The organism is Rhodanobacter sp. UC4448_H15 (assembly GCF_052978265.1).
On record NZ_CM129665.1, the window covers coordinates 1596056 to 1612015 of the forward strand.

The following is a 15960-nucleotide window of genomic DNA, read 5'->3' on the forward strand; positions in this document are numbered from 1 at the left end:
GAAGCCGACATGCCTCGCTCTTTGAAGAAAGGTCCCTTCGTAGACCTTCACCTCGCGAAGAAGGTGGAAGCTGCGGTTTCCGCCAACAACAAGCGCCCGATCAAGACCTGGTCGCGCCGCTCGATGATCCTGCCGGAAATGGTCGGCTTGACCATCGCCATCCACAACGGCCGTCAGCACGTGCCCGTCCTGATCAACGAGAACATGGTCGGGCACAAGCTCGGCGAGTTCGCGGTGACCCGCACGTTCAAAGGCCATGTCGGCGACAAGAAGGGCAAGTGATGAGCACTGAAGCCAAAGCGATCCTGCGCGGCGCCCGCATTTCGGCGCAAAAGGCACGCCTGGTGGCCGACCTCGTCCGCGGGCTTCCCGTGGGCCGGGCCAGCGACGTGCTCACCTATACCAACAAGAAGGCTGCGCACCTGGTTCGCAAGGTGCTGCTGTCGGCCGTCGCCAACGCCGAGAACAATCTCGGTGCCGACGTCGACGAGCTGAAGGTGTCCAGCATCTTCGTCGACGAAGGTCCGGCGATGAAGCGCATGTACGCCCGCGCCAAGGGCCGCGGTTCGCGCATCCTGAAACGTACCAGCCACATCACTGTGGTTGTCGGCAACTGACTGAGGATATAGACGATGGGTCATAAAGTTCATCCCACCGGTATCCGCCTCGGCATTGCCAAGGACTGGAACGCGAAGTGGTTCGCCAACAAGGGCGATTACGCCAAGTATCTCGTGGCCGACATCAAGGTCCGCGACATGCTGAAGAAGAAGCTGGCCGCCGCCGGCATCTCGAAGATCCAGATCGAGCGCCCGGCCAAGACCGCGCGCGTGACGATCCACACTGCCCGCCCGGGCGTGGTGATCGGCAAGAAGGGCGAGGACATCGAGAAGCTGCGCAAGGAAGTCAGCGACATGATGGGCGTCCCGACGCACATCAACGTCAACGAGGTGCGCAAGCCCGAGCTGGACGCGCAGCTGGTGGCAGAGTCCATCGCGCAGCAGCTGGAGCGCCGCATCATGTTCCGCCGCGCGATGAAGCGCTCGGTCGGCAACGCGATGCGCCTGGGCGCCCTGGGCATCAAGATCAACGTCTCCGGCCGCTTGAACGGCGCCGAGATCGCCCGCTCCGAGTGGAGCCGCGAGGGTCGCGTGCCGCTGCATACGCTGCGCGCCGACATCGACTACGGTTTCGCCGAGGCGAGCACCACCTACGGCATCATCGGCATCAAGGTCTGGGTGTACAAGGGCGAGATCTTCGATCTGGCCGCTGCCAGCCAGGAGTCGAAGGACGAACCGTCGCCGTCGCGCCGTGAAGGTGGCGAAGGCCGTCGTAATGATTCGCGTCGCGAGGCCGGTGAAGGCCGTCGCGAGCGGTCTGCGAAGTAAGGGAGAGTTGCCATGTTGCAACCCAAGCGAACCAAGTACCGCAAGCAGTTCAAAGGCCGCAACGACGGTCTGGCCCAGTGCTCCAACCTCGTCAGCTTCGGCGAGTACGGCCTGAAGGCGACCACGCATGGTGCGCTCACCGCGCGCCAGATCGAGGCGGCTCGTCGTTGCATCACCCGCTTTGTCAAGCGTGGCGGCAAACTGTGGATCCGCGTGTTCCCGGACAAGCCGATCACCAAGAAGCCGATCGAAGTGCGCATGGGCGCGGGCAAGGGCGGCGTCGAGTTCTGGGTCGCCCCGATCCAGCCCGGCCGCATGCTGTATGAAATCGAGGGCGTCGACGAGACGACGGCACGCGAGGCGTTCCGCCTGGCCGCCGCCAAGCTCTCGGTGCAGACCCAGTTTGTGACACGGGCGGTGATGTGATGGCCAGCAAAGATATCAACAACCAGTCGGCCGACGAGCTGAACCAGCATCTGCTGGACCTGCGCAAGGAGCAGTTCAACCTGCGCATGCAAAAAGGTTCCGGCCAGCTCACCCAGCCGCACCAGCTTCGCCGCGTTCGGCGTGACATCGCCCGCACGAAATTCGTGCTCGGCAGCAAGAAGTAAGGGACGGCCGAGATGAGCGAGAACCAGAAGAAGGCACGCACCCTCGAGGGTCGCGTCACCAGCAACAAGATGGACAAGACGGTCACCGTCCTGGTCGAGCGCCAGGAGCAGCATTGGCTGCTGGGCAAGACCATTCGTCGGTCGACCAAGCTGCATGCGCAGGACGACCTGGGCGCGAACGAGGGTGATCTCGTGCGTATCGCCGAGTGCCGTCCGTTGTCCAAGACCAAACATCACCGCGTGGTTGAAATCATCACGCGCGCCAACGTCTAAAGGGAGGGTGCAGCCATGATCCAGATGCAAAGCACGCTTTCCGCAGCGGACAACAGCGGCGCCAAGGAAGTGATGTGCATCAAGGTGCTCGGCGGCTCCAAGCGCCGTTACGCCTCGATCGGTGACGTGATCAAGGTCACCGTGAAGGATGCCATTCCCCGCGGCAAGGTGAAGAAGGGCGAGGTGTACAACGCAGTGGTGGTGCGTACTGCCAAGGGCGTGCGCCGTCCCGACGGTTCGCTGATCCGTTTCGACGGCAATGCGGCTGTCCTCCTCAACAACAAGCTCGAGCCGATCGGTACCCGTATCTTCGGGCCGGTTACCCGCGAGCTGCGCAACGAGAAGTTCATGAAGATCGTCTCGCTCGCGCCCGAAGTGCTCTGAAGCGGAGTCAAGACAATGAACCGTATCCGCAAGGGTGATCAGGTCCTCGTGATCACCGGCAAGAACAAGGGTCAGCGCGGCGACGTGCTGCGTGTTGCAGGCGATCGCGTATTCGTCTCCAACGTGAATCTGGTCAAGCGTCACACCAAGCCGAACCCGCAGGCCAACCAGGCTGGCGGTATCGTCGAGCGTGAAGCCTCGATCCATCTCTCCAATGTGCAGCTGTTCAACCCCGCCACGAACAAGGGTGAACGCGTCGGTTCCAAAACGCTCGCTGATGGGCGCAAGGTCCGCGTGTTCCGTTCGAATGGCGAGGTCGTGGACGCGTAAGGAACACGATCATGACGCGCCTTGAAAAATTCTATAAAGACCAGGTAATCGGCAAGCTCACCGAGCAGTTCGGCTACCAGAACGTGATGCAGGTTCCCCGCATCACCAAGATCACGCTGAACATGGGCGTGGGCGAAGCGGCGGGCAACAAGAAAGTGCTCGAGAACGCCGTGGCCGACATGGCCAAGATCGCCGGCCAGAAGCCGATCACCACGAAGGCCCGCGTTTCGGTGGCTTCGTTCAAGATCCGCGACGGCTGGCCGATCGGCTGCAAGGTCACGTTGCGCCGTGCGCAGATGTGGGAGTTCCTCGATCGCCTGATCAACATCTCGCTGCCGCGCGTGCGCGACTTCCGCGGTGTTTCGGCCAAGGCGTTCGACGGTCGCGGCAACTACAACTTCGGCATCAAGGAACAGATCATCTTCCCCGAGATCGATTTCGACCAGGTGGATGCTCTGCGCGGCATGGATATCTCCATCACCACGACGGCGCGAACCGACAACGAGGCGAAGGCCCTGTTGACGGCCTTCAGCTTCCCGTTCCGGAACTGAGCGGTCATCCTTGACGAACCCGGCCGTCCGCGGCCGGACTCTTTGAAAGAGCAGCGATAAATTATGGCCAAGAAATCAATGGTGAACCGCGACGTCAAGCGGGCCAAGCTGATCAAGAAGTACGCCGCCAAGCGCGCCGAACTGAAAGCGATCGTGCTCAACCCGACGGCTTCGTACGACGAGAAGATGGAAGCGCAGGCGAGCCTGCAGAAGCTTCCGCGCGATGCCAGCCCGGTTCGCGTGCGGACGCGTTGCGCCCTGACCGGTCGTCCGCGCGCCGTCTACGCGAAGTTCGGCCTGGGTCGCAACAAGCTGCGCGAAGCCACCATGCGCGGCGACGTGCCGGGCCTGCGCAAGGCCAGCTGGTAATTCACAACCTGCAGGATCGGCGCGTCGGCTGTTCCGGCGCACCGATCCGACCGGCGGCACCGCATGCCACCGGTGGATGCGACTAACGCATCCGATGTTCGCCAAAACCCGAAATTGCTGCTATAGTCGGCGGTCTGCGCAACGCAGGCTGGCTTCTTTGCCGGCTCACAATCTGATTGATTTCCGGTTTTATCGGATATCGGTGCACTCTGAAGGATGTTTTCATGAGCATGACTGATCCCATCGCCGATCTGTTCACGCGCGTCCGCAATGCCCAGGCCACGGGCAAGCCGGTCGTGCGTATGCCGTCGTCGAAACTGAAGGTGGCCATCGCCGACCTTCTCAAGAACGAGGGCTACATCCTCGACGCCAAGACTTCCGTCGAGGAAGGCAAGCCGGTGCTCGAGATCAAGCTCAAGTATTTCGACGGTCAGCCCGCCATCGAGAACATTTCCCGTGTCAGCCGTTCCGGCCTGCGCGTTTACCGCGGCAAGGACGAGCTGCCGAAGGTCCTCGGCGGCTTGGGCATTTCGATCATCTCGACTTCCGCTGGTCTGTTGACCGATGCGCAGGCCCGTGCCAAGGGCCTGGGCGGCGAAGTCATCGGCCAAGTGGCATAAGGAGTCTTTCAATGTCACGTGTAGCCAAACAACCCATTTCCCTGCCGAAGGGCGTCGAGCTGACGATCGCCGGAGGCAACATTTCGGTGAAGGGCCCGAAGGGCACCTTGTCCGTGCATCAGCTGCCGGGCGTCACGGTCGCCGTCGACGGCGGCGTGGCGAATGTCACGCTGGGCGAAGGCGTGGACGACAAGTTCGGCGGTACGGCGCGTGCGCTGATCGCCAACATGGTCACCGGCGTCTCGCAGGGTTACGAGCGCAAGCTTGAGCTGGTCGGCGTCGGTTATCGCGCCGCCATGCAGGGCAAGGCGCTGAGCCTCAGCCTGGGCTTCTCCCACCCGGTGGTGTTCGACGCGCCCGAGGGCATCAGCATCGAAACGCCGACCCAGACCGAAGTGCTGATCAAGGGCACCGACAAGCAGGTCGTCGGCCAGGTCGCAGCCAAGATTCGCGGCTTCCGCCCACCCGAACCCTACAAGGGCAAGGGCGTGCGCTATGCCGGCGAGAAGATCACCCTGAAGGAAGCCAAGAAGGCGTAAATGCGCTGTCCCTGCGCGTAGAGACCGGTCATCCATGGCCGGACTTTTCACAAAGAGCAGATGACAGCCATCCGAGCCGATCCGCTTTCGAGGAATTGAGAGATGAACAAGAACGAAAATCGCCTGCGCCGCGCCAAGTCCACCCGCAGCCACATCCGCAAGCTGGGCGTGGCCCGCCTGTCGGTGCATCGCACCGGGCAGCATCTTTATGCGCAGGTGTTCGACGCCTCCGGCAAGAACGTGGTAGCGGCTGCCTCCACCGTGCAAAAGTCGGTCGCCGAAGGCCTGAAGGGCACCAAGAACCTGGCTGCTGCGGCGGCCGTGGGCAAGGCTGTGGCCGAGCGCGCGAAGGCTGCCGGTGTGGAGTCGGTGGCGTTCGACCGCTCCGGTTTCCGCTATCACGGCCGCATCAAGGCGCTTGCCGAGGCGGCGCGCGAGGCGGGCCTGAAGTTCTGAGGCGCCGGGATGCGGGGCGCGGGATTCGGGATTCGAAAGAGCCCGCTTCCGCGAGTCGCCAATCCGGTTGCTGATCCTGGCAGCACATACAACTACAAGCGGCCAAGCCGCAAGCAAAAGTCCCGGATGGTCCGGGCACACGGAATAGAACATGTCTTCTAACGATCGCGAAAATTCGGACGGCCTGCTCGAGAAGCTGATTGCCGTCAACCGGGTGGCCAAGACCGTCAAGGGTGGCCGCCAGATGAGCTTCACCGCACTGACCGTGGTCGGTGACGGCGAGGGCAAGGTCGGCTTCGGCTATGGCAAGGCGCGTGAAGTGCCGGTGGCCATTTCCAAGGCGATGGAGCGTGCCCGCCGCCAGATGGTCAACATCGAACTGAACAACGGCACCCTGTGGTACGCCATCAAGGCGAACCATGGTGCGGCCCGCGTGTACATGCAGCCGGCTTCCGAAGGTACCGGCGTGATCGCCGGCGGCGCCATGCGTGCGGTGCTGGAAGTGGTCGGCGTCAAGAACGTGCTGGCCAAGGCCGTCGGTTCGCGCAATCCGATCAACCTGGTGCGCGCCACCATCAAGGGCCTGCAGGCGGTTGCCTCGCCCAAGAAGATCGCCGCCAAGCGGGGCAAGAGTCTGGAAGAGGTGCTGGGCAATGGCTAAGAAGAACGAATCCGCTGCCACCGTGCGCGTGCGCCTGGTCAAGGGCCTGCGCGGCGTGCAGGCGCGCCATCGCCTCAGCGTCAAGGCGCTGGGTCTGGGCAAGGTCAACGACGTGCGCGAGCTGAAGGACAGCCCGCAGGTGCGTGGGCTGATCAACACGGTCTACTACCTGGTCCGGGTCGAGGAGTAATCATCATGCGTCTGAATGACATCAAGCCGGCCGCCGGTTCCCGCAAGACCCGCCTGCGCGTGGGTCGCGGCATCGGTTCGGGCCTGGGCAAGACGGCCGGTCGCGGCCACAAGGGTCAGCATGCCCGCGCGGGTGGCACCCACAAGTTCGGTTTCGAAGGCGGCCAAATGCCGCTGAACCGCCGGTTGCCGAAGGTCGGCTTCCGCTCGAAGCTGAAGGCGCAGAGCCAGGAAGTCTTCCTGTATCAGCTGGCCAACCTCAAGGGCGACGTGATCGACGTGGTCGCGCTGCATCAGGCTGGCCTGATCGACAGCCGCGCCAAGAAGGTCAAGGTAGTGCTGAAGGGCGAGATCGGTCGCGCGGTGAAGCTGTCCGGTCTGCTGGCCACGGCGGGCGCGAAGGCGGCCATCGAGGCGGCCGGCGGAAGCGTGGAGTAAGACGGTGGCCGTAGCCAAGGGCAACGCACTGGGCAAACTCGGCAAGCTGACGGAGCTTCGTCAGCGCATCCTGTTCGTGGTGGGTGCGTTGATGGTGTTCCGTCTCGGCTCGTTCATTCCGGTTCCGGGCGTCAACCCGGAGGCGATGACGAACCTGGTCAACGGCAACGGTCTGATGGACATGTTCAACATGTTCTCGGGCGGCGCGCTGGAGCGGTTCTCGGTCTTCGCGCTCGGCGTGATTCCGTACATCTCGGCGTCGATCGTGTTCCAGATGATGGGCGCGGTGGTGCCGAGCCTGCAGGCCCTGCGCAAGGAAGGCGAGGCCGGCAAGCGCAAGATGACGGCGTACACCCGTTATGCCACGGTGCTGCTGGCGGCGTTCCAGTCCTTCGGCATTGCGGTTGCCTTGCAGGGCCAGGTGGCCGCGGGCGGCGCGCCGGTGGTGTACACGCCGGGCTTCGGCTTCGTGTTCTCGTCCGTGGTCGGCCTGACCGCCGGCACCATGTTCCTGATGTGGCTGGGCGAACAGATGACCGAGCGCGGCATCGGCAACGGCATCTCGCTGCTGATCTTCGCCGGCATCGTGGCCGGCTTGCCCGGCGCGGTGGTGCACACGCTGGGCATGGCCAACAACGGTGAGCTGTCGCTGCTCATGCTGCTGGTGGTGTTCGGGCTGGTGCTGGCCGTGACCGCCTTCGTGGTGTTCGTGGAGCGCGCCCAGCGGCGCATCACGGTGAACTACGCACGACGTTCGGGCGGACAGAAGGCCTACCAGAACCAGAGCTCCAGCCTGCCGCTGAAGATCAACATGTCGGGCGTGATTCCGCCGATCTTTGCGTCGAGCTTGCTGATGTTCCCGGCCACCGCGGTGAGCTGGTTCAGCACGGGTCATTCGTCGCGCTGGGTGCAGGATCTGACGCAGTCGCTGAGTCCAGGCAACCCGTTGTATGAAATCACCTTTTCGGTACTGGTGATCGGTTTTGCATTCTTCTACACCGCGATCGTGTTCAACGCGGAAGAGACGGCGGACAACCTGAAGCGCTCCGGCGCCCTGATTCCCGGCATTCGTCCGGGCAAGGCCACGGGCAGCTACATCGACGCGGTGATGACACGCCTGACGGCGGTCGGCGCGATCTACCTGGTGCTGGTGTGCCTGGTGCCGTCGTTCATGCAGCAGGCGTGGCACGTACCGTTCTATTTCGGCGGCACCTCGCTGCTGATCGTGGTGGTGGTGGTGATGGATTTCACGGCGCAGATCCAGGCGCATCTGGTCAGTCACCAGTACGAAAGTTTGCTCAAGAAAGCCAACCTCCGTCGCAGTTGACGCGGCGAGGGACGCTCCAGGTCGGAGAGTTGCGGTGCCTTGGCGCCGCAGGGCTTTCCTGTTCGGGTAATTCAGGTTAAAATTGCGCGTTTACCGCGCACGAAACGCATTCGGAGAGAGTACTCATGGCGCGCATTGCGGGTGTCAATTTGCCGGTTCAGAAACACGTCTGGGTCGGTCTGCAGAGCATTTATGGTATCGGCCGCAGCCGCGCCAAGCAGGTTTGCGTGGACGCGGGCGTGGTCCCCACCACCCAGATCAAGTCGCTGAGCGAAGGCGAAGTGGAAAAGATTCGCCTGGAGATCGCCAAGTACACCGTCGAAGGCGATCTGCGCCGCGAGGTGGGCATGGCGATCAAGCGGCTGATGGACCTTGGCTGCTACCGCGGCCTGCGTCATCGTCGCGGCCTGCCGGTTCGCGGGCAGCGTACCCGTACCAATGCGCGTACCCGCAAGGGTCCGCGTCGCGCAATCAAGAAGTGATTGCCTGCGGATTTGTGCGGTCACCGATGACCGCGAAGATCAAAAAAGCGGCCATCCGTGGCCGCACTCATCGAGAAGAGCCTTCAAACCATGGCTAAGCCGGTCAAGACCAAGAAGAAGATCAAGCGCGTTGTCACGGATGCCGTGGCCCACGTGCAGGCCTCCTTCAACAACACCATCGTTACCATCACCGATCGCCAGGGCAATGCCCTGTCGTGGGCGACCGCCGGCGGTGCCGGTTTCCGCGGCTCGCGCAAGTCCACCCCGTTCGCTGCACAGGTCGCCGCCGAGAAGGCCGGCCGCGCCGCGGGCGACTACGGCGTGAAGACGGTGGAAGTGCGCATCAAGGGTCCCGGCCCGGGCCGCGAGTCGGCGGTGCGTTCGCTGAATGCGCTGGGCTACAAGGTGCTCAACATCATCGACGTCACGCCGATCCCGCACAACGGCTGCCGTCCCCCCAAGAAGCGGCGTGTCTGAGGGCGGTCGTCTTCGATCGCGAGAATCAAGCACCGGCCGCGGCCGGACTATCTGAAAGAGAAGAAACATGGCCCGTTATCGTGGAGCTACCTGCAAACTCGCCCGGCGCGAAGGTGCGGATCTCAGCCTGAAGAGCCCGGCGCGTGCGCTGGATTCAAAGTGCAAACTGGAAAACAAGCCCGGCCAGCATGGCGCGAACAAGCGCATGCGCATGTCCGACTACGCCGTCCAGCTGCGTGAGAAGCAGAAGGTCAAGCGTATCTACGGCGTGCTCGAGCGCCAGTTCAGCAACTACTACACCAAGGCGACCACGCTCAAGGGCAATACCGGCGAGAACTTGCTGCGTCTGCTCGAGAGCCGCCTGGACAACGTCGTGTTCCGCATGGGCTTCGCGGTCACCCGCGCCCAGGCCCGCCAGCTGGTTGCCCACAAGGCGGTGCTGGTCAACGGCAAGAAGGTGAACATTCCTTCCTACCAGGTGCGCCCGGGCGACGCGATCGCGCTGACCGAGAAGGCGCGCAGCCAGCTGCGCGTGCAGGAAGCGGCCACCGTGTTCGACACCATGGACCTGCGCCCGGTCTGGGTCGAAGTGGATTCCAAGAAGTTCGAAGGCACGTTCAAGTCGGTGCCGGATCGCGGCGACCTGCCGTCCGACATCAATGAAGCATTGATCATCGAGCTTTACTCGAAGTAATTAACCGGAGCTCTGCATGGCAGTTTCGTCAACTAGTGTGCTGCGGCCACGTGGCCTCAGCGTCGAACAGCTCGGAGCCAACCGCGCCAAGGTGGTGGTCGAGCCGCTCGAGCGTGGCTTTGGCCATACCCTGGGCAACGCGCTGCGCCGCGTGCTGCTCTCCTCGATCCCCGGCAGCGCCATCGTCGAGGTGGAAATCGACGGCGTGCTGCACGAATACACCACGCTTGAAGGCCTGCAGGAGGACGTCATCGAAGTCCTGCTGAACCTCAAGGACGTGGCGATCCGGCAGCATTCGGGCGATGAAGTGACCCTGACCTTGTCCAAGAAGGGCAAGGGCGTGGTGACCGCCGGCGACATCGTGGTCGACCATACGGTGGAGATCGTCAACCCCGAGCATGTCCTGTGCCACCTGACCAAGGACATCGCGCTCAACATGCGCCTCAAGGTGCGTCGCGGCGTCGGCTACCAGCCGGCCAGCGCGCGCCAGCATCCTGACGACGAGGCGCGCCCGATCGGCCGCCTGCAGCTGGATGCCTCGTTCGCGCCCGTGTTGCGGGTGGCCTACGAGGTGGACGCCGCGCGTGTCGAGCAGCGCACCAACCTTGACAAGCTGGTGCTGGACATCGAGACCAACGGCACCATCGACGCCGAGGACGCGGTGCGCAAGGCCGCCGAGATCATCAACGACCAGCTGTCGGTGTTCGGTGACTTCTCGCGTCGCGAAAGTGCCACGGACAAGGCCGAGAAGAGCGGCTTCGAGCCGCTGCTGCTGCGTCCGATCGACGATCTGGAGCTGACCGTGCGTTCGGCGAACTGCCTGAAGGCCGAGAGCATCTACTACATCGGCGACCTGGTGCAGAAGACCGAGGTCGAGCTGTTGAAGACGCCGAACCTGGGCAAGAAGTCGCTGACCGAAATCAAGGATGTCCTGGGCGGGCGCAGCCTGTCCCTCGGCACCAAGCTGGAAAACTGGCCGCCGCCGGGGCTTTCGCACGGCATGCAGCTGGGCTAGGGCGATCCTCCTTGATCGCTGTTGTAGCCGGATATTGGCCGGGGTGTGTACAGCACCTTGGCCATGCAGCAGAAGCGGCCATCCATGGCCGCACTTTTCACAAGAGCCTGCTCCGATGGGGCTCACATAAAAGCGGGTAACCGCGGGGTGTCGGACACAAGCGCCGACACTTCATAACAACAGACCTACAGAGAGTATTCCGTCATGCGCCACCAGAAATCCGGACGCAAGCTCAACCGCACCAGCAGCCACCGCGAAGCGATGTTCAAGAACATGGCCTCGTCGCTGTTCAAGCATGAGCTGATCCGCACCACCCTGCCGAAGGCGAAGGAACTTCGCCGCGTCGCCGAGCCGCTGATCACGATGGCCAAGACCGATGGCGTCGCCAATCGCCGCCTTGCGTTCTCGCGTCTGCGCGACAAGGAAGCGGTGGGCAAGCTGTTCGTCGAGCTGGGCCCGCGTTACAAGGAGCGTCCCGGCGGTTACCTGCGCATTCTCAAGTGCGGCTTCCGCGACGGCGACAACGCGCCGATGGCGTACGTCGAGCTGGTGGGCCGTCCGCAGGTCGAGTCCGTCGACGCGGAGTGAGATGCCGGCCGGACGACCTGACGGTCGCCTGCAGCGTCATGCAAACCCGGCCTGGTGCCGGGTTTTGCGTTTTCGGCCCGACGCCGGTCCGTCTTCGCGGTTGCTGCAGCATTGCGTGCTGACAGCGCTGCGCCGAACGGGTAATGTCATCGTTTCGCATCGCAGCAAAGCCCCTATGAACCCATTGCGCTGGTCGTACCGCTTCAGTTTCGCCGTCGGTTTCCTGGTGTGCGCCGCCCTCATGGGCTTCGCGCTGTATGCCGAATATGCCTGGGAAATGACGCCGTGCCCGCTGTGCATCTTCCAGCGCGTCGGCTTCATCGTGATGGGCGTGTTCTTTCTGCTTGGCGCCTTGCATGCGCCGCGCGGCGGGCTGCGCTGGATCTATGCCGCGGGCGTGTGGATCGGTGCGGTGTTCGGCATCGTGGTGGCGGCGCGGCACCTGTGGATCCAGTCGCTGCCCGCCGACCAGATTCCGTCCTGCGGGCCGCCGCTCGATTACATGTTCAGCGCGTTCCCGTTTGCCAAGGTGTTGCGCATGGTGTTTACCGGTTCCGGCGAATGCGCGGCGGTCGAGCCGATCCTGGGCTTGCCGATGCCGGCGTGGACGCTGCTTTGGTTCGTGCTGCTCGCCGTGCTGACGGTGGTGGCGGTGCGCCGCCGGACGTCGCACGCATGAACAAGCTGCGGGATTCCGGCGTCGGCGTCGTGGCTGCTGATGTGGCTTGTGCCGGCACGGCGCCGTGGACGCCGGATTCCTGGCAGCGTCGTCCGGCCCTGCAGCAACCGAGCTACGACGACCCGGTCGAGCTGGCCAAGGCAGGTGCGCTCCTGGCCCGATTGCCGCCGCTGGTCACCTCGTGGGAGATCCTGGCGCTCAAGGAGGCGGTGGCCGAGGCGCAGGAAGGGAAGCGCTTCCTGTTGCAGGGTGGCGATTGCGCGGAGAGCTTCGCCGACTGCACCAGCCCGGTGATTTCCAACCGGCTGAAGGTGCTGCTGCAGATGAGCCTGGTGCTGGTGCACGGGCTGAAGAAGCCGGTGCTGCGGGTGGGGCGCTTTGCCGGGCAGTACGCCAAGCCGCGTTCGGCCGATAGCGAAACGCGCCACGGCGTGAGCCTGCCGAGTTTTCGCGGCGACGTGGTCAACAGCCAGGAGTTCACCGCCGCCGCGCGGCGTCCCGATCCGCAGCGGTTGATCCAGGCGCATGCGCATTCGGCGTTGACGATGAACTTCGTGCGCGCGTTGATAGACGGCGGTTTTGCCGACCTGCGCCATCCCGAATATTGGGACCTGGCCTGGGTCGAGCATTCGCCGCTGGCCGCCGAGTACCGGCAGATGGTCGCCGCGATCAGCGATTCGCTGCACTTCATGGAGACGCTGGCCGGCCCGATCGCCGGCTTCTCCAAGGTGGATTTCTTCACCTCGCACGAGGCGCTGCTGCTGCATTACGAACAGGCCCTGACTCGCCAGGTACCTCGCAATCCGGGCTGGTTCAACCTGTCCACGCATTTCCCGTGGATCGGCATGCGCACCGCTGCACTGGATGGCGCGCACGTGGAGTACTTCCGAGGCATCCGCAATCCGGTGGCGGTCAAGATCGGCCCCTCGGTGACTCCCGATCAACTGCTGCCGCTGATCGACGCACTCGATCCGCACGCCGAGCCGGGCCGGCTGACCCTGATCCACCGGATGGGCCAGGCGAAGATCGCCGATGCGCTGCCGCCGCTGCTGGACGCGGTGAAGCGCGAAGGTCGACGCGTGCTGTGGGTGGCGGACCCCATGCACGGCAACACCGAGAGCACCTCGAACGGCCACAAGACGCGCCGCTTCGACAACATCCGTGGCGAACTGGATCGAGCCTTCGACATCCACGCGGCGGCTGGCACGCGGCTGGGTGGCGTGCACCTGGAGCTGACCGGCGAAGACGTGACCGAGTGCATCGGCGGCGCGCGCGACCTCAAGGAGGGCGACCTGGATCGCGCCTACAGGTCGATGGTCGATCCGCGCCTGAACTACGAACAGTCGCTGGAGCTGGCGATGCTTATCGTGCGCAAGTCGACCGGCGGGGCGGGCTGACGCACTGCATGCTCAGCGCGGGGACGCCGCGGGCGGATCGCCCACGGTGGGCAGAAACTGCGGCGCTTGCCATGCCTTGGCGTGCTGCTCGAAACCGTAGGCGATCGAGATCAGCACCGGTTCGCTCCACTTCGCGCCGAACAGCACGATGCCGACCGGCAGGCCGTGGGCGAAGCCGGCGGGCACGGTGATCGACGGGTAGCCGGCCACGGCTGCCGGTTGCGAGGCGCCGCCCACGGTCGGATCACCGCTGACGATGTGATCGCCCAACACCGGGTCGGTGACGAAAGCCGGGCCCCACGACGGCGCCAGCAGCGCGTCCAACTGCTGCGATTGGAGCGCCGCGTCGATGCCTTCCGGCCCGGACAGGCGCTTCGCCGTGGCCAGCGCGTCCGCATAGGCCTTATCCGTGAGCGGCCCCTTCTGCTCGGCCTTTTCGAACAATTCCTGACCGAACCACGGCATTTCTTCGGCGGCATGCGCCTGGTTGAACGCGATCAGGTCGGCCAGCGTATGCACCTTCAGTCCGCGGCGGTTGGCCAGATAGGCGTTGACGTCGTGCTTGAAGTCGTACAGCAGCACGGTGAATTCCCGGTCGCCGAGTTCGGCCAGGTGCGGCAGCGTGACCGGATCGACGACGATGGCGCCCTGCGCTTTCATCAATGCGATCGACTGCGCCAGCACGCGGTCGGCGTTCGGCTCGGCGCCGGCGAGCTGACGCACCACGCCGATGCGCTTGCCCCTGAGTCCGTTCGGGTCGAGGAACTTCGTGTAGTCAGTGGCGTGCCGGTCGGCCTCCAGGGTGGCCGGGTCGCGCGGGTCGCTGCCGGCGATCACGCTGAGCAGGGTCGCAGCGTCGGCGACGCTGCGCGCCATCGGGCCGGCGGTGTCCTGGTTGTGACTGATCGGCACGATGCCGCGGCGGCTGACCAGGCCCAGGGTGGGCTTGATGCCGACGATGCCGTTCATTGCCGCGGGGCAGATGATCGAGCCGTCGGTTTCGGTGCCGATCGCCACCGTGGCGAGCCCGGCCGCCACCGCGACGGCGGAACCGGCGCTGGAACCGCAGGGATTGCGATCGAGCACGTACGGGTTCTTCGTCTGCCCGCCGCGCCCGCTCCAGCCGCTGCTGGCGTGACTGGAACGGAAGTTCGCCCATTCGCTCAGGTTGGTCTTGCCGAGGATCAGCGCACCGGCCTTGCGCAGCCGCTCGACCAGGCTGGCGTCGCGTGCGGCCGGTGCATCGATCAGTGCGAGCGAGCCGGCGGTGGTGAGCATGTGGTCGCCGGTCTCGATGTTGTCCTTGAGCAACACCGGGATGCCGTACAACGGGCCGTGGGATCTCGTGCGCTTGGCGTCGAGCGCGTCGGCCAGCGGCAGCACGTCGGGGTTCGTCTCGATCACTGCGCGCAGGGTGGGGCCGGAGCGATCGATCCGCTGGACGCGATCGAGCAACGCGCGGGCCAGCTGGCGGCTGTCCAGCGCGCCGGCATCCATGCGTTGCTGGAGTTGGTCGATCGACGCGTAGGCGACATCCGGCGACGTGGCTTCCGTGGCCAACGCGAGGCCCGGGAGCAAGGCGATGGTCAGTGCGGCGATACGGACGGCTGGACGGTTCACGGTAACCCCCGATTTCGGGACACGGCGTGTGGTCGCCCGGCCAGCTTAGCGCCGTTGCGGTTTGGGCGCTGCGGCCGTCAGCGTACAATCGTCGGATGATCACGAACCTCAGCCTGCGTCACGCCAAGCCGTTCGGTGTCGCCATGCTGTTTGCGGCCGCCCTCGGGTACGGCGCCGCCAGTTGCGCCGCCGACCGACTCCCGATTCCCGATACCTTGCAGCAGCGCATCGCCGCCTGCACCACCTGCCATGGGAAGCAGGGCGAGGGGCGTGCGGCCAGCGGATATTTCCCGCGCCTGGCCGGCAAGCCGGCGGCCTACCTGGCGCGGCAGCTGCAGGATTTCCAGGACGGTCTGCGCAAGTACGCTCCGATGGAATACACCGTGCGCGAGCTGACGCCGACGTACATGCAGGAAATCGCCGAGTACTTCGCCGTGCAGCGCGTACCGTTCGCGCGCTCGCCGACGCCTGCCGTGCCCGCCGCGGTGTTGCAGCGTGGTGCACAATTGCTGGACAAGGGCGATCCGTCGCGACGCATTCCCGCCTGCAGCAGCTGCCACGGCAGCCAGTTGACCGGCGTGGAACCGTCGATTCCCGGGCTGGTCGGTCTGCCTTACGACTATGTCAGCGCGCAACTGGGTTCATGGCGCACGCACACCCGCGCCACGGTGGCGCCGGACTGCATGGCCGAGGTCGCCAGCCGGTTGAGCGAGCCGGACATCAGCGCGGTCGCCGCCGCGCTGGCCAACCGTGAACTGCCGACCGATACCCATGCGCTGCCGGCCGGTTCGGTGAAACCGCCGCTGCATTGCGGGGTGCTGGATGCGGCGATCGAAGCGGCACCGCCGGCCACGACGGTCAACTGAAGCTGCGGA

General features: G+C 64.6%; 26 protein-coding genes. 25 read left to right on the forward strand and 1 reads right to left on the reverse strand.

Annotated elements, in window-relative coordinates; genetic code table 11:
- The first annotated feature begins 9 nt into the window (after positions 1-9).
- From rpsS to ACVCMI_RS07240, 24 genes are all read left to right on the forward strand, one after another.
- Entirely contained in the window at positions 10-282 is a 273-nt protein-coding gene (gene rpsS, locus ACVCMI_RS07125) for a 30S ribosomal protein S19 (protein WP_108473256.1), read from the forward strand.
- Complete coding sequence (gene rplV, locus ACVCMI_RS07130) at positions 282-617, forward strand: 50S ribosomal protein L22 (RefSeq protein WP_007082179.1); 336 nt, start codon at positions 282-284, stop codon at positions 615-617. Before rpsS ends, rplV begins: the two co-directional genes overlap by 1 nt.
- A gap of 15 nt (positions 618-632) precedes the next feature.
- Entirely contained in the window at positions 633-1385 is a 753-nt protein-coding gene (gene rpsC, locus ACVCMI_RS07135) for a 30S ribosomal protein S3 (protein ID WP_136259089.1), read from the forward strand.
- A gap of 12 nt (positions 1386-1397) precedes the next feature.
- Entirely contained in the window at positions 1398-1811 is a 414-nt protein-coding gene (gene rplP / locus ACVCMI_RS07140; RefSeq protein WP_136259088.1) for a 50S ribosomal protein L16, read from the forward strand.
- Positions 1811-1996, forward strand: a complete 186-nt coding sequence (gene rpmC, locus ACVCMI_RS07145) for a 50S ribosomal protein L29 (protein WP_136259087.1) — start codon at positions 1811-1813, stop codon at positions 1994-1996. Before rplP ends, rpmC begins: the two co-directional genes overlap by 1 nt.
- A 12-nt stretch (positions 1997-2008) precedes the next feature.
- The gene (gene rpsQ / locus ACVCMI_RS07150; RefSeq protein ID WP_136259086.1) at positions 2009-2269 is read left to right on the forward strand and encodes a 30S ribosomal protein S17; all 261 of its coding nucleotides are present in this window, start codon (positions 2009-2011) and stop codon (positions 2267-2269) included.
- Between the two features lie 15 nt (positions 2270-2284).
- Positions 2285-2653 carry a 50S ribosomal protein L14 gene (rplN, locus tag ACVCMI_RS07155; RefSeq protein ID WP_395117270.1) on the forward strand — a complete coding sequence of 123 codons (369 nt, stop codon included), beginning with the start codon at positions 2285-2287 and terminating at the stop codon, positions 2651-2653.
- A 15-nt stretch (positions 2654-2668) separates the two neighbouring features.
- Positions 2669-2983 (forward strand): 50S ribosomal protein L24, encoded by a 315-nt coding sequence (gene rplX / locus ACVCMI_RS07160; RefSeq protein WP_136259084.1) that lies wholly within the window; start codon positions 2669-2671, stop codon positions 2981-2983.
- Between the two features lie 8 nt (positions 2984-2991).
- Positions 2992-3534, forward strand: coding sequence for a 50S ribosomal protein L5 (gene rplE, locus ACVCMI_RS07165; RefSeq protein ID WP_395121356.1), 543 nt, complete (start codon positions 2992-2994; stop codon positions 3532-3534).
- A gap of 63 nt (positions 3535-3597) precedes the next feature.
- Positions 3598-3903, forward strand: a complete 306-nt coding sequence (rpsN, locus tag ACVCMI_RS07170) for a 30S ribosomal protein S14 (protein ID WP_447099334.1) — start codon at positions 3598-3600, stop codon at positions 3901-3903.
- 224 nt (positions 3904-4127) lie between these two features.
- Complete coding sequence (gene rpsH / locus ACVCMI_RS07175) at positions 4128-4523, forward strand: 30S ribosomal protein S8 (protein WP_395117275.1); 396 nt, start codon at positions 4128-4130, stop codon at positions 4521-4523.
- Between the two features lie 11 nt (positions 4524-4534).
- A complete protein-coding gene (gene rplF, locus ACVCMI_RS07180; protein ID WP_447099333.1) occupies positions 4535-5062 on the forward strand; it encodes a 50S ribosomal protein L6 in 528 nt (175 codons plus the stop codon).
- 102 nt (positions 5063-5164) lie between these two features.
- Positions 5165-5518, forward strand: a complete 354-nt coding sequence (rplR, locus tag ACVCMI_RS07185) for a 50S ribosomal protein L18 (protein ID WP_136259079.1) — start codon at positions 5165-5167, stop codon at positions 5516-5518.
- A 151-nt stretch (positions 5519-5669) separates the two neighbouring features.
- Positions 5670-6179 carry a 30S ribosomal protein S5 gene (gene rpsE / locus ACVCMI_RS07190; protein ID WP_136259078.1) on the forward strand — a complete coding sequence of 170 codons (510 nt, stop codon included), beginning with the start codon at positions 5670-5672 and terminating at the stop codon, positions 6177-6179.
- A complete protein-coding gene (gene rpmD / locus ACVCMI_RS07195; protein ID WP_136259077.1) occupies positions 6172-6369 on the forward strand; it encodes a 50S ribosomal protein L30 in 198 nt (65 codons plus the stop codon). Before rpsE ends, rpmD begins: the two co-directional genes overlap by 8 nt.
- The gene (gene rplO, locus ACVCMI_RS07200) at positions 6369-6806 is read left to right on the forward strand and encodes a 50S ribosomal protein L15 (protein ID WP_447099479.1); all 438 of its coding nucleotides are present in this window, start codon (positions 6369-6371) and stop codon (positions 6804-6806) included. Before rpmD ends, rplO begins: the two co-directional genes overlap by 1 nt.
- A 4-nt stretch (positions 6807-6810) precedes the next feature.
- A complete protein-coding gene (gene secY / locus ACVCMI_RS07205; protein ID WP_395117281.1) occupies positions 6811-8133 on the forward strand; it encodes a preprotein translocase subunit SecY in 1323 nt (440 codons plus the stop codon).
- 125 nt (positions 8134-8258) lie between these two features.
- Entirely contained in the window at positions 8259-8615 is a 357-nt protein-coding gene (gene rpsM / locus ACVCMI_RS07210; protein ID WP_136259074.1) for a 30S ribosomal protein S13, read from the forward strand.
- A gap of 90 nt (positions 8616-8705) precedes the next feature.
- A complete protein-coding gene (gene rpsK / locus ACVCMI_RS07215; RefSeq protein WP_007513384.1) occupies positions 8706-9092 on the forward strand; it encodes a 30S ribosomal protein S11 in 387 nt (128 codons plus the stop codon).
- A 67-nt stretch (positions 9093-9159) separates the two neighbouring features.
- Positions 9160-9786 (forward strand): 30S ribosomal protein S4, encoded by a 627-nt coding sequence (rpsD, locus tag ACVCMI_RS07220; RefSeq protein WP_136259073.1) that lies wholly within the window; start codon positions 9160-9162, stop codon positions 9784-9786.
- 16 nt (positions 9787-9802) lie between these two features.
- The gene (locus tag ACVCMI_RS07225) at positions 9803-10801 is read left to right on the forward strand and encodes a DNA-directed RNA polymerase subunit alpha (RefSeq protein ID WP_395117283.1); all 999 of its coding nucleotides are present in this window, start codon (positions 9803-9805) and stop codon (positions 10799-10801) included.
- 204 nt (positions 10802-11005) lie between these two features.
- Positions 11006-11389: a 50S ribosomal protein L17 gene (rplQ, locus tag ACVCMI_RS07230; protein WP_395117285.1), complete on the forward strand. Its 384-nt coding sequence runs from the start codon at positions 11006-11008 to the stop codon at positions 11387-11389.
- Positions 11390-11504: 115 nt separating this feature from the next.
- Positions 11505-12068: a disulfide bond formation protein B gene (locus ACVCMI_RS07235; protein WP_447099544.1), complete on the forward strand. Its 564-nt coding sequence runs from the start codon at positions 11505-11507 to the stop codon at positions 12066-12068.
- On the forward strand, positions 12065-13465 hold the full coding sequence (locus ACVCMI_RS07240; protein ID WP_447099331.1) for a class II 3-deoxy-7-phosphoheptulonate synthase: 1401 nt from the start codon (positions 12065-12067) through the stop codon (positions 13463-13465). Before ACVCMI_RS07235 ends, ACVCMI_RS07240 begins: the two co-directional genes overlap by 4 nt.
- A 12-nt stretch (positions 13466-13477) precedes the next feature.
- Here the strand turns inward: ACVCMI_RS07240 and ACVCMI_RS07245 are convergent, their stop codons facing one another.
- On the reverse strand, positions 13478-15085 hold the full coding sequence (locus tag ACVCMI_RS07245; protein ID WP_447099330.1) for an amidase: 1608 nt from the start codon (positions 15083-15085) through the stop codon (positions 13478-13480).
- A 95-nt stretch (positions 15086-15180) separates the two neighbouring features.
- Here ACVCMI_RS07245 and ACVCMI_RS07250 point away from each other — a divergent pair, with 95 nt between their 5' ends.
- Positions 15181-15951, forward strand: coding sequence for a c-type cytochrome (locus tag ACVCMI_RS07250; protein WP_447099329.1), 771 nt, complete (start codon positions 15181-15183; stop codon positions 15949-15951).
- Positions 15952-15960: the final 9 nt, after the last annotated feature.